13 protein-coding genes are annotated in these 12958 nt (G+C 62.3%); 8 read left to right on the plus strand and 5 right to left on the minus strand.

The window, feature by feature from the left end:
* The first annotated feature begins 22 nt into the window (after nt 1-22).
* The 5 genes from P9230_RS05305 to P9230_RS05325 all read left to right on the plus strand — a co-directional run bounded on the left by P9230_RS05305 (nt 23) and on the right by P9230_RS05325 (nt 3624).
* Nucleotides 23-1087, plus strand: coding sequence for a glycosyltransferase (locus tag P9230_RS05305; protein ID WP_127213761.1), 1065 nt, complete (start codon nt 23-25; stop codon nt 1085-1087).
* Nucleotides 1084-2076 carry a GNAT family N-acetyltransferase gene (locus P9230_RS05310; protein WP_278117718.1) on the plus strand — a complete coding sequence of 331 codons (993 nt, stop codon included), beginning with the start codon at nt 1084-1086 and terminating at the stop codon, nt 2074-2076. The genes P9230_RS05305 and P9230_RS05310 overlap by 4 nt, the downstream gene beginning before the upstream one ends.
* Nucleotides 2073-2981, plus strand: coding sequence for a methyltransferase domain-containing protein (locus tag P9230_RS05315; RefSeq protein WP_278117720.1), 909 nt, complete (start codon nt 2073-2075; stop codon nt 2979-2981). Before P9230_RS05310 ends, P9230_RS05315 begins: the two co-directional genes overlap by 4 nt.
* 64 nt (nt 2982-3045) lie before the next feature.
* Entirely contained in the window at nt 3046-3264 is a 219-nt protein-coding gene (locus tag P9230_RS05320; RefSeq protein WP_066992288.1) for a hypothetical protein, read from the plus strand.
* Between the two features lie 183 nt (nt 3265-3447).
* Nucleotides 3448-3624, plus strand: a complete 177-nt coding sequence (locus P9230_RS05325) for a hypothetical protein (RefSeq protein ID WP_082953720.1) — start codon at nt 3448-3450, stop codon at nt 3622-3624.
* 9 nt (nt 3625-3633) lie between these two features.
* Here P9230_RS05325 and P9230_RS05330 read toward each other — a convergent pair whose 3' ends face one another.
* From P9230_RS05330 to P9230_RS05345, 4 genes are all read right to left on the minus strand, one after another.
* Nucleotides 3634-4197 carry a sigma-70 family RNA polymerase sigma factor gene (locus tag P9230_RS05330; RefSeq protein ID WP_067320579.1) on the minus strand — a complete coding sequence of 188 codons (564 nt, stop codon included), beginning with the start codon at nt 4195-4197 and terminating at the stop codon, nt 3634-3636.
* Between the two features lie 362 nt (nt 4198-4559).
* On the minus strand, nt 4560-4790 hold the full coding sequence (locus P9230_RS05335) for a hypothetical protein (protein WP_278117723.1): 231 nt from the start codon (nt 4788-4790) through the stop codon (nt 4560-4562).
* 169 nt (nt 4791-4959) lie between these two features.
* On the minus strand, nt 4960-8553 hold the full coding sequence (locus P9230_RS05340; RefSeq protein ID WP_278117724.1) for a CheR family methyltransferase: 3594 nt from the start codon (nt 8551-8553) through the stop codon (nt 4960-4962).
* Entirely contained in the window at nt 8507-9607 is a 1101-nt protein-coding gene (locus P9230_RS05345) for a chemotaxis protein CheB (protein WP_278117726.1), read from the minus strand. The genes P9230_RS05340 and P9230_RS05345 overlap by 47 nt, the downstream gene beginning before the upstream one ends.
* A gap of 315 nt (nt 9608-9922) precedes the next feature.
* On the opposite strand from P9230_RS05345, the gene P9230_RS05350 reads away from it, so the two are divergent.
* Nucleotides 9923-10360, plus strand: coding sequence for a CBS domain-containing protein (locus tag P9230_RS05350; protein WP_095779493.1), 438 nt, complete (start codon nt 9923-9925; stop codon nt 10358-10360).
* Between the two features lie 231 nt (nt 10361-10591).
* Here the strand turns inward: P9230_RS05350 and P9230_RS05355 are convergent, their stop codons facing one another.
* On the minus strand, nt 10592-11506 hold the full coding sequence (locus P9230_RS05355) for a YihY/virulence factor BrkB family protein (protein ID WP_095826182.1): 915 nt from the start codon (nt 11504-11506) through the stop codon (nt 10592-10594).
* A 364-nt stretch (nt 11507-11870) separates the two neighbouring features.
* On the opposite strand from P9230_RS05355, the gene P9230_RS05360 reads away from it, so the two are divergent.
* Entirely contained in the window at nt 11871-12311 is a 441-nt protein-coding gene (locus P9230_RS05360; protein ID WP_245322512.1) for a hypothetical protein, read from the plus strand.
* A gap of 402 nt (nt 12312-12713) precedes the next feature.
* Nucleotides 12714-12926, plus strand: coding sequence for a hypothetical protein (locus P9230_RS05365; protein WP_278115397.1), 213 nt, complete (start codon nt 12714-12716; stop codon nt 12924-12926).
* Nucleotides 12927-12958: the final 32 nt, after the last annotated feature.

The raw sequence follows: 12958 nt of genomic DNA on the forward strand, positions 1-12958 counted from the left end.
GGTCACTTCGGCTCGATCAGCCATGACGCTTACAGTGCTCAACGTCGCCTATCCGCTTGCGCCTGTCGGCCTCGATGCGGTCGGCGGCGCCGAGCAGGTGCTGTCGATGCTGGATCACGCACTGGTCAGGCAAGGCCATCAATCCATCGTCGTCGCCTGCCGGGGCTCCAGCGCGGCCGGGACCTTGGTCGAGACGCCTGCCGAAACAGGCGCGCTCGACGAGACGGCAAAGAGCCGCGCCCAGGACGCGCACCGCGCGGCGATCGCAGCCGCGCGTGCGCGCTGGCCGATCGATGTCGTCCATCTGCATGGCATCGATTTCGATGCCTATCTTCCCGATGACGGCCCCACGCTCGTGACACTGCACCTGCCGCTTGCCTGGTATCCCGCCGGAGTGCTGAGCCCGGCCCGTGAAGACCTGTGGCTGCACGCGGTCTCGGAGGCGCAGCAAGCAACCGCGCCGGCCGGATCGAGACTGATCGCGCCCATCCCAAACGGGGTTGACGTCAATGCGCTTGCCGCCCCCCGGTCGCATCGCAATTTCGCGCTCGTGTTAAGCCGAATATGCCCGGAAAAAGGCATCCACCTGGCGATCGACGCCGCGAAGCGCGCTGGAGTGCCGCTTGCAATAGGAGGGCAGATATATCCCTACCGGACACATGTTCAGTATTTCGCCGACGAGGTGGAGCCTCGCCTCGACAGGCGGCGGCGTTTCCTGGGACCGCTCGGGTTTTTCGCCAAGCGGCGGCTTCTCAACGCCGCCCGCTGCCTGGTCATTCCGAGCCTCGCCGCGGAGACGAGCTCGCTCGTTGCCATGGAAGCCCTCGCCTGCGGCACGCCGGTTGTGGCCTTCCCGAATGGCGCCCTGCCCAATGTCGTTGAGCACGGCAAGACCGGGTTCCTGGTCAATGATATCGACGAGATGGCGATAGCCATCGACGCTTCGGCCGACCTCGACAACGAAATATGCCGGGCCGAGGCGCGAGATCGGTTTTCGCTCGATCGCATGGTTTCGGCCTATATGGATGCCTATCGGGCATTGGCAAAGCTCGGCGATTCCCGAGCACGGTTGGGAGCCGCCGGGTGAGCGGCCTGCGTGCCGATGTCATCCGCGACCAAGAAGCGCTCGACGGTCTAGAGCAGCATTGGTGGCCGCTCTGGTCGCAATGCAGCTCTGCTACGCCTTTCCAGTCACCCGCCTGGCTCCTGCCATGGTGGCGGACATTCGCGCCGGGCGATCTCTCGGCGATCGCCGTGTGGAACGGAAACGATCTCGTCGGCCTGGCACCACTCTACCTCGAACGGCACGCTTCCGGTTTGCGCCTGCTTCCGATCGGAATATCGCTGAGCGACTATCTCGATATTCTTTGCGCACCCAAGTTCGAAGAAGCCGTCGGTACCTTGATTGCCGAGACTGTGCTTTCGCTCGAATGGTCGCAATGGATCCTGCCGGACCTTTCGAGTGAAGCCGCATCCCTGGAGCTTTTGCTGCCCTATATCGAAGAGAGCCGATCTACCGGCCATGCCGCCTGCCCCGTGCTTGCCTTGGCTGGCGACGAGACGCTTGCAGGGTGCGTTCCCGCGCGGCGAAGACGCCAGCTGCGTCGCGCGCTGCGAGCCGCGCATTGGAGAGGCCGGGTGACGATCAACCGGGCGGAGGCCGCGCCGGAGATATTTCTCGGTCAGCTGATCCGCCTGCACGACGCCCGCTGGGCCGGACAGGGCGGCGGCGTGCTGACGCAAAGCGCGATCGAGTTTCATCGCAATGCCTTGCCCCGTCTCGCCGCGAGCCATTTGGCGCGGTGCTGGCTGATGGAAATCGACGGCGCCGTCGTCGGCGCCTATTACGGTTTTCATCACCACGACCGCGCCTATGCCTATCTCGGCGGCTTCGACCCCGCTTACGCATCGGAGAGCCCCGGCGCCATTCTGATCGGCAAGGCTATCGCCGAAGCCGTTCAGGACGGCGCGCGAGAGTTCGATTTTCTACGCGGCCGGGAGAGCTACAAATACAGCTGGGGAGCAAAGGACCGATGGACCATACAACGGGTCTGGACCCGGAGCGCCTCGCCATGACCACAGCAGAGCGAGTGAGGTCGACCGCGAGGCATATCCTCGAGGATTGCATGGCGACCGACCTGTCCGCCGAAGTCGCGGTCGCCAGATTGGCAGTCGAGACGGATATGCGCGCGCCAGAATTGGCGGACGTCGCATTGGACATGCGTACAAGCGCTGTCGAGCAAAGGGGCTGGCTCGAGGACATCGCTGTGCTTCTTTCAGGCAAAGCAGATGCCTTCGATAGTCTGAGGTCAACGGCAGCTTCGGTTTGTCATGACCGTCTGCGCGGCGAAACCGGTGAGATGACAATCCGCCGGCTGGCCGGGGGCTTTGACGAGGCGGTCGCCATCTCTCCGGCGGCCAGCGTCCAACTTTCGTCGCTTGGCGACGAGGAAAAGCTTTCGGCTGCAACGGCCGAAATCGTCTCCTGGCTGGAGCGACAGGATTTTACCGGCGCGGACAAGACAATACTCGATATCGGCTCCGGCATCGGCCGCTTCGAATGCGCGCTCCACGCCAGAGCGGAGCATATCGTCGGCATCGATATCTCCCCCAGGATGATTGCCGTCGCGCGCCGCCGCTGCGCCGGTCTTGGCAATGTTGAATTCCGCCGGACCTCGGGCCTCGATCTTGGCGAATTCGTCGACGCGGGTTTTGATGGCGTGCTGGCGGTCGACAGCTTCCCTTACCTGGTACTTGCCGGCGTCGCCGAGCGGCACTTTATCGAAGTGGCGCGCGTGTTGCGGCCGGGAGGGATGGCGGCAATCCTGAATTATTCATACCGGATGTCGCCCGCCGCCGATTCCTCCGACATCCGCCATCTCGCCCGAATATGCGCCATGGACGTCCTCATCGATGGCGAGATGCCTTTCCGTCGATGGGACGGCACCGCCTTTCTTATTCGTCGTACCGGCGGAACATAACCGACGGACCGAAGTTCGGCTCCCAGACCACTTGCGCAGAATCTGGAAGACCCAGGAGAAGAAGATGGCGTCCGGCGGTAAGAAACACATGGGACGCGGCAGTCAGGGCAAAGGTGCCGGGACCGGAGCGAAGACGACGGTTCCGAAAGACATGATTGGCGAAAATGACGTCCTGTCGAACCGGGATAAGAAACAGCATACAAAAGAACGCGGCCTCGACAGCAATCGGATCAAGTCCGATCAGTATCAGGACCACGCGGCAAACCGGATCCCGGAAGACTGATCTTGCGGCGAATATCGCAAGACTTTGCAAGCTCGGAACGGATCAGTTCAGGCAAAGGGTTTTCGCTCCGCCACGATCTGCTGCGGGGCTGAAGCTGATCGGCGGCTGGAAGCGCCTTGCAAACTCCGGCCGTGTATGGTCTCAAGTGAATCTCGAAGGGGCCACATTTGCTAAGAGAATGCCATGTCTCGTCCGAGCCAGCGCGATCCCGTCAGCCAGGCAAGCCTGGGCATAGACCAAGAGATCGCGTCGTTGTTGACCGCCATTGAGCAGGAAAAAGTTCCTGATCGCCTGGCTAAGCTCGCGATCGAGTTGCAGAATGCGCTGATCGAGAAGCGCCGGTGCAAAAAGGAGAACTGACGACAAGCCTCATCGATGCCTGTCAGCGCTTCTGTCCCAGTGATCTTCCGCGAGATGGTCGTGTCTTTCGACCAGCGCTTGCGATGAGCTTTCATCAAGAAATTCCAGGACGCTTGCACGCGCGCGGTTGAGACGGCTTTTAACGGTCCCGACCGCGCAATCGCATATCTCCGCGGTTTCTTCGTAGCTGACGCCCAGCACACCGATCAGCGTCAGTACCTCGCGCTGATGTATCGGAAGCTTCTGGATGGCGCGGTAGACTTCCTTGGTCCGAACGGACCAGTCCTGCGAGGCTTCCGAAATCGGCCGGCTGGAGGCGCAGTCAAGCAAACCGGGCGCTTCCCTAGCTGCCGCCTTGACCCGCGTGTAATGCGTATTGCGCATGATGGTGAAAAGCCAGGACTTCAATCGCGTCCCCGGCTCGAACTTGTCCAGGTTCGCAAGCCCCTTGGTCAGGGTCTCCTGCACCAAATCGTCGGCGTCATCGGGCAAGCGGCAAAAAGTGCGCGCAAAAGCACGCAAGGCAGGAATGAGGTCGACGACAGCGACCTCGCCCGGTACGCAGTCAGGCACGGCATGGCCTTTGGGTAACACGGTTCTCACCCCAGCAGAGAGAGTTGATGGGCATTGATTAGGGAGAATGCGTGACGATGATGATCGTTCCTGTTGTAAACGAACTTGCTTGAACGCCTCCGGCCAACCAACGGGGTCGCCGTTCGAGCTAGAGAAACCAACTCGCGACCAATCCGCCGAGGCCGCAAAGATCACCACGCTCGTTATGCTCCGAGGTTGTTCGTGGTCCGACTATTGACCCGGCCGCCCGTGATCCTGCGATCATTCGTCAGCAAAAGGATCAACACTAGCGGAGGAGTAGAAAAGACCTACAGACCAATACCTACATTGGATGTTGCGAAACCCTTGCAGGAGCCCGATTGCTACAGGCGAGAGCGCCGCGCGGCCTCGGTGCCTGCGCTCGCCAATCGGGCGACCGCCTCGATCAGCACTTTGGAGTCTACTGGCTTCGACAGTCTCGGCGAATCCCGGAACTGATCGGGAAAGACCGTTGCGCTGTCATAGCCGGTGAGGAAGAGGAAAGGAACGTGGCGCGCTGCGAGGTGCTCGGCAAGCGGGAAACTGCGTTCGCCATGCAGGTTCACGTCGAGCACCGCCCCATCGAGTTCGACGCCATCGATCTGCTCGAGGCCTGTTGGACCGAGGGCGCGGGCCCCACCACATGGCAGCCCGCATCGGTCAGTTCGTCGGAGAGGTCGAGCGCAACCAGGAAAGCGTCCTCGACGACGAGGATTCGCAGGCCCGATAATGGAGCGCTCTTGTTCATGCGTAGCCGGGCAGCGGCTCGAAGGCTTCGGTTCGGGCAAGGGGGATTTCAAGCAGGCACTCCAGGCCGGTGGGCCGGAAGTTCAATTCGACACTCCCCCTCAACTCGTACTCCAAACTCTGCTGGATGAAAGTGGTTCCAAAATTTCTGCGGGATGGCTCTTCCACGGCCGGACCGCCGAGTTCCTTCCAGCTGATCGAAAGCATGCGCGGCTTCACCACGTTCCAGGAGACCTCGACGCGTCCGGTCTCGACGGAAAGCGCCCCATATTTGGCGGCGTTGCTGGCAAGCTCGAAGAACACCATGCCGAGTGCCGCCGCCGTTGCCGCATCGAGGTGGAACGGCCGGCCGTGAACGACTAGATTCTGGCGTCCCGTGGTGCTGTAGGGGGAAAACGTCGCCCTCAGCAGTTCCTCGAGGTCGGCGTCGCCCCAATTGTGGGAAGACAGGACCTCATGCGTGCGCGCCATCGCGTGCAGTCGCTCATGGAATGATGTCGCGAATTCCCCCATTGAGCTTGACGAGCGGATCATGCGCGAGGTCAGTGCGGTGATCGTGGCTAGGATGTTCTTCACACGATGCTGCAGCTCGTGCAGCAGCCTCTCCTGAGCGCGCTCGGCCTCCTTATGGTTCGAGACATCGACCAGGGCCGCAATAGCGCCCCGAACCCTGCCGGACTCGTCAAACAGCGGATTGGCCGACATCATCACGTCGATGCTTGAGCCGTCCGCCTGCGCGATTCGGGCTTCGTAGCCGCGGACGGGCTTGCCCGTTCGCATCGCCTTCTGCAGCGGCTGCTCGTGCGTCTCCACCTTGGAGCCGTTCACCATTAGCGGCAGGACCGCCGGCACAGTGCTGAGCTTGCCGTCCGCCGCGCGCCGGCCGGCGAGCTCGGCCGCGCGGCGATTGGCGCGGATGGCATCGCCGTCGTCGTCTTCGGCGATCAAGATGCCGACAGGCACAAGATCCAGAACAGTCTCCAGGCTTTCGAGGCGGTTGCGCAGGTCGTGCGACAGCGCGCCGATCTTTTCCTCCGCCTGCGCGATCTGGGTAATGTCGACGAAGGTGACGACGACGCCGGCGATGACATTGTCGACGGTGCGGTAGGGCATCACGCGCATGATGTAGCGCTTGCCGCTTTCGGTGCCTTCCACCTGCCTTTCTATCGTGCCCAGCCGCTGCAGCACCTGCTCCATGTCTGCCTGCAGCCGGTCCGCGGCAAAGCGCGGCCGCACATGCGCGAGCGGCCGGCCGACATCGCTTTCGACCAGCCTGAACAGGTCGCGTGCCGTCGGCGTGAAGCTCTTGATACAAAGGTCGCGATCGAGGAACACGGTCGCGATCTGCGTGCTTTCGAGCAGGTTGGACATGTCGTTGTTGGCGCGGCTGAGCTCGTCGACGCGGATGTTGAGCTCGGCATTGACGGTCTGCAGTTCCTCGTTGATCGATTGCAGCTCCTCCTTGGAGGTCTCCAACTCCTCGTTGGACGATTGCAGCTCCTCGTTGATAGAGGACAGTTCTTCGTTGGAGGATTTCAACTCCTCGTTGGAGGATTCTAGCTCCTCCGTCGTGATCTGCAGCCGTTCCCTGGTTTCCCGCAGCTCCTTTTCGAGCTGACTGACATTGGCGCTTTCGACATCGTCGGTCGTGTGGACAGGCTCGTCCTCTGCCTCCGCCTTTATCCCGCCGATATCGCGGAAGACCAGCATGTAGAGCGGATCCGAATTGCCGTCGACCGGCAGCGGCTGCACGGCGAGGCTGATCGTCTGGCGTCCGCCATTGGTGCCGATGCTGATCTTGTTCTGCACCGCCATCTGTCCGGTGCTGACTGCCTTGTGAAGGGCAGCGCGCAGATCCATGCGCAGCCCGCGACGGGCCATGGAGAAGACGTTGTGGTCGGGCGCGCCGGCGGCAAGTTCCAGATATTTGCCTGTCCCGCCCGAGCTGTGCATCAATTCGCCGGCGGCGTTGACGACCACGTGGGCCGGAGCATAGCGCTCGACCAGGAAGCGTTCGGCAACTTCTTGCAGGGTTCCTGTCGTTGCCCGCGGGCGCGTGCTGGGAACAGCCTGCCTGGCGGCGGCGGCAAGTGGGAATTCCGGCAGGCGTTGCGCGGCGACCTCACTGCGCTTCTGGAAGATGCGGGTCGCCTTGTCGATGGTCGAGAACAGGCGCGCATGGCGCGTAACGTTCTCGGACGAGCCGAGGAAGAGATAGCCGTTATTGCGCAACGCATAATGGAAGATCGGGATGATCTTCTCCTGCAGCTCCGGCCCCATATAGATCAAGAGGTTGCGGCAGGCGATGAGGTCCAGCTTGGAAAACGGCGGGTCGCGCAACAGATTGTGCGCCGAGAACAGGCAGGCTTCCCGCAACTCGGCGGAAACACGATATGTGCCGTCCTCGCGCGAGAAGAATTCCTTCAGGCGCTTCGGCGTGATGTCGCTTGCGACGGTCGCCGGATAGCGGCCGGCGCGCGCCACTTCCAGCGCACGCTCGTCGATGTCGGTGGCGAAGATCTGCAGGTTGGGAGAAGCGGCGCCCCGCGGCGCGTTCTCCTTCAAAAGCATGGCGATCGAATAGGCTTCCTCTCCGGTGGCGCAGCCGGGCACCCAGGCCCTGATCGTCTCGTCCGGCTTGCGGCCCCCGAAAAGCTTCGGAATAACCAAGCTCTCTAGCGCATCGAAGGCCTGCGGGTCCCGGAAGAAGCTGGTCACGCCGATGAGCAGGTCCTGGAACAGAAGGTCGACCTGCTGCGGCTCGTCGCGCAGCCGCTCGTAGAAAGCCGTGGGATCGTCGATCTGCAGCACCTGCATGCGGCGTTGGATGCGCCGCAGGATGGTGTTGTCCTTGTAGCCGCTGAAATCATGGCCCGTGCGCGTACGCAACAGCCCCGTGATCCGCGAAAGCTGTTCGCCCACTTCGCGCTTGCGGCGGTCGCGTTCGCTTTCATCGCGGTTGGCGTGGCTGAAATAGCCGACGAGCTTCGCAGCCATCTCCTCGGCCGGCAGCACCATGTCAACCAGGCCGCTCTGCACGGCGCTGCGCATCATGCCATCATATTCGGCGCTCTGCTGCGCCAGCGTTAGGCCACCATGTTCCTTTATTGCCCTGAGCCCGATCGTGCCGTCGCTGCCGGTTCCGGAAAGGATCAGCCCGGCCGCATCCTCCCCTTGATCCTGTGCCAGGGACGTGAAGAAATCGTCGATCGGCGTCCGCTTCGCGCGCGTGGCGGCCATCTTGGCCATGTTGAAACGCTGTCTCCGGATGGTCACCGAGACGCCCGGCGGGATGACGTAGATGTTGTTCGGCTCGACTTCCGCGCCTTCGACCGCGGTCTGCGTTTCGATCGCGGTGGAGCGCTGGATGATGCTCGCGAGCACACTCTCATGCTCGGCATCGAGGTGTTGGATCACGACATAGGCAAAGCCGCTGTCGGCCGGCACTTCCGGAAAGAACTTCTGCAACGCCGCGATGCCGCCGGCCGATGCGCCGATGCCGATGACAGGGAACAGCGCGGGCTCTCTCTCATCCTGGCGCGGGCTAGTCCGTGCCTTCCTTGTGCTTGCCTTCCTCGCCGCCTGCGCCATTGCCTGTTACCTGTGTCCGCCTGCTTTCCAGGATGCGCTCGATGACGGAGGCATCCGCTTCGTATTCCCTCGCCCGCTTGCCGAACTCGCTGGCGAGTTGGGAGCGATGTCGCGTCTTCTCCCGCTCCGCCATGCGCCGGGCAAACTCCGCCCGCTGCTGATGCGACCGCAGCAGGCTCCACAGGATCTCGTCCGCCTCGATCGCCTGCGCCTCCATGATCGCATCGGCGGTGAGAGCGTGCCCGGTATGGCACCGATAGCGCAGCATGTCACCGTCCTCGATCTCCCACAGCGGCCCGTGGCATTCCGGGCATGTAAACACCGACAGTTGCCCAAGTCGATCTGGTTCTTTCATGGTCGAATGCTCCTGTGCCGCGATTGCGGCCTCCAGCCTGACCGTCGGTGGGGCCGGCAACGTTTCTCCGGCCGGCTCGGCCGCCAGCTTGCCCAGCAAGCCGCCGAGTTTGGCGGCGGGTTCGCAATGATCGATGTCGACATAACGCAGCGCGCTTTCCACCATGGAAGGCACCAGCGCGTCCTTGGGATGCTGGACCACCGCGAGGCCGCCGACCGCCTTGATTGCCCGCAGGCCGGCGGTGCCGTCGGAAAGCGCGCCCGACAGCAGCACGCCGACGACGCTTGCGCCGAAGCTCAGCGCCGCCGAGCGGAACAGCGGGTCTACCGCCGGCCGCGCGAGGTTCTCGCGCGGGCCGCGGCGCAGCATCATGTGATCGTCATGCAGAAGAAGATGGAAGCCGGGCGGCGCGACATAAATGTTTCCCATCTTGAAGGACTCGCCGTTCTTGGCGCCGGAGGCTTTCAGCGCTCCCGCACGGTCGAGGATTTCCGGCAGATAGCTGACCTGGCCGACATGGACCACGACGAACACGGCCGCCGGTAGAGCGGCAGGCAGGTCGCTCACGATCGCTTTCAGGGGCTCAACCCCGCCAGCGGACGCGCCGATGACGATGATGCAGCGGTTGCGCGCCTTAGCTTGCCGCGAGCTTGTCTCGGCCTCGCGGGCAGGTGAGATCCGGTTTCGAAAGTCGGCCATGGCTCCCCTATCAGGTCGCCCCCGGCCCATAACACAATGGCCGAAGGCAGGACTCTGTTCCATGAGCCGCGCACGCAACGATCGCCGGATCGGCAACAGCACGAACGGGTCTCGGCCGAACATGCGCAATGGGGTGCCGGCCTGCTTCCCTCGGGCCTCCGTAAGGACCGGTCGCCTGTCCGGCTGTCATTCGAGCCCCACGGCGGAACTTTCCATGCCCTCTCCCGCGCGAGATTTGAAGGAACCAATAGCGCCGAGCATTTGTTTTCTCAGTTCAGGTTCGGCGGGCGGGCTCCGCAACAAAGGGAGATAGCCATGAAGGTCGGCAGTTGCATGACAAAGGACGTTGCCGTCGCGAATCCCGAACAGTCGATTCGCGAGGTGGCGCTGATGATGGGCAAGCTCGACGCCGGCGTCGTGCCTGTCGGTGAAAATGACCGGCTGGTGGGGATGATCACCGACCGGGACATGGTCATCCGCGGGATAGCGCTGGGCAAAGGTCCCGATACCAAGGTGCGCGATGTCATGAGCCAAGAGGTAAGATATTGCTTCGATGACGAAGACGTCGATCATGTTCTTGCTAACATGGGAGACTTGCAGGTGCGCCGGCTCCCGGTTCTGAACCGAGACAAACGGCTCGTTGGCATCATCTCCCTCGGAGACCTCGCAAGAAAGGGTGAGACACGGGAGGCTGGAGAGGCTTTGAGCGGCATTTCGGCGCCGGGCGGTGTTCATTCGCAGACCGCCCATTGATGACAACGACGACATCGGAGTCTGTTTGATCGTCGGTTGACGCCCGCCGGGCGTGACTGGGTTGCGGCGGCCTCATCGCGGCTTCGCAACCTAATCACGTCCTGATGGACCGACAGGTGGCGACGATCCCTCTCAGGTTGTCAGCCTAAGCCAACGCTGTCTGGCCCAACGCCTGATCTCTTTAGCCAGAGGCTCGCGCGCAGTGTTGCGTTCTCCGGCGTTGCTTGACCGTCACCTCTCCGTCTTTCCGACCTCCGGCTTCATAACCCGCCTGAGGTCGGCCCGGCTTCCTCTGCTCACCGAATAGGCGCGCGTGATTTCGGCGCCGAACAGAAAGATTTGAGCCGAGTAATAGACCCATAGCAGCACCACCATCAGCGCGCCGGCGGCGCCATAGGAAGTGGCGATCGAACTGCTGCCGATGTACCAGCCGATCAGCGACTTGCCGATGGTGAAGAGAAGCGCGGTGACCAGCGCACCGACAGCGACATCGCGCCATTTGAGACTGCGGTCCGGCAGGACCTTGTAAATCGCCGCAAAGAGCAGCGCGATCAACGCGAACGATACGATCGTGTTGATCGAACTCACAATCAGTTCGCCGAACGGCAGGTGTTGGTTGATGACATCGGCCAACACCGAGATGGCCGTGCTCGCCGCGAGCGACACGAGGAGCATGAAACCGAGCGCGGCTACGAGACCAAGGCTCGCCGCCCTCGCCCGCACCAAACGCGAGAGCGACATGGCCCTTGGCTCGACCTTCCAGATCTCATTCAGCGACTGCTGCATCTCGCCAAACACGCCGGAGGCTGTGATCAGGAGCGTCACCAGCCCGATAATGGTGGCAAGCGCGCCGGACCAGGGACGCGAAGCGGTCTCGATCGTCGCCTTCAAGAGGTCGGCGCTCTGCGGACCCATCACGCCCGATATCTGGGCCGAGAGCGCGAGCTGGGCGGCGTCGTTGCCGACGACGAGACCTGCGACCGCCACAACGATCAGAAGGATCGGCGCAAGAGAGGTAGTGGCATAGAAGGCAATCGCCGCCCCATGGCTCAGCGCGTTGTCATCCATATAACCGCTGACGCTTTCTTTCAGCAGAAGCCAGGCCTCCTGAAGCCAGCCGGTCCTTGATTTCCCGTCCTTTGCCATGCGCTCGACACCGAACTGAAGCGGGCCGGGTGGGACAAGAGCTCGACTGCCTTTTCGTTGGCCAGGATGTGAAGCCGGAAAACCACCCTGTTCTCTTTGCCACCAGGTCCGGCTGACGCGGCCCGCAGAGGTCAATGACGCCGCGGGCGGGAGGTTCCGATCTATTCGCTTGCGGGGTCTTTTGGACATCGCGCTGGGCCTTCACGCCGCCGATGCCGTCGTGAACGCGACTGCGCGATCAGGTCGAAGCTGGCGCTCGTTGAAGGCTAAAAGAATGCCCGGCCGAAACCGGGCAGGAGACTTTGTAGGAGCCGATGATGGGACATCCGGCCTCGCTAATGTATTCGCACCTTATGACGGACTCATGAAGGCCGCCATCCTCCAGGAACAAACCCCGGATTGGTGCGTATTGGCTGAACAGCCGGGTCCAGATGGGGGCACAATGTCAACTCGCAAGAAGCGCCACACCCAAAATGCATTCTCGCTTTGTGGAGACCTGATGTTGGCACCCGCTGTCGTCGCCATGCGCCTTCCGCTGATTGCTTTGGATGCAAGCAGCCGTGCCCCGAAAGGGATTGAGGCGATGCTTGCGGTCAACGAGAAGGCGCTCGCCTTCGCCGAAGGCATGGCGGCTGCACAATTGGTGATCTTACGATCGGCTTTAAGGTTTTGGCCTGAAGTTCTATCCGGCCGGAGCCCGTCTTTTCTAAGCGGCGGTGCTCTGAAGGAGTCCATGGTCGCAGCACTCAAACCTGCCGGCCGCCGGGTCCGAACAAATTTCAACCGGCTCTCCAAACTGGGCTGATTGGGGCCAGATTGATGTTCTGGGCCGAAGCGGTCGCGGACCGCCGGTAATCGAGCATGACGACGGCAGTCGAGGCAGCCGGCCGTGGCAGACATGCCCGCATCGATCAGCTCTTGGAGCGTCCAGCCGTCATGTTTGCGTTTCAAGGGCCAGCTCGGCCTTTTGGCTGAATTTTGATTTATTAGTAGATGCGCATATACTCGTTCGCCGGCATCGTGTTCCCTAAGCCCCTGCCGGCCAAGGCCCGGTGGCCACCCCCATAGCCACCCAAGGCTACCGGGCCACCTGCCCCGCCTAGAGGCGCCCAAGGCTGCCCTGCAATCGCTCGCTATGGGCGAGCGAAAATGGAAGACCCGGAACAACCCTCCTCGCTCCAAGTTCGGGTCGCTGCTTGGAGCGATCATGAAGACATACCGAGTTGAAGAGATGGCTGGCGACCAGGTGGTGGCTTATCACGTTGTCAATGCCCGTGCCCCTTGGGAGGCTGCTCAGAAAGTCACCGGCAAAGACGTCCTGGCGAGACGGGATGAACATTTCTGGGTGCGGGTGACCGATGAAGGAAACCGCGCAATTTACAAATATGCCTTCAGGCTTGACGCACCGGACTGCCTTTGAGGCTCCGTCCGGTCGGGCTTGGGAAAGGGAGG

Source organism: Mesorhizobium sp. WSM4887, assembly GCF_029625865.1.
GTDB lineage: Bacteria > Pseudomonadota > Alphaproteobacteria > Rhizobiales > Rhizobiaceae > Mesorhizobium.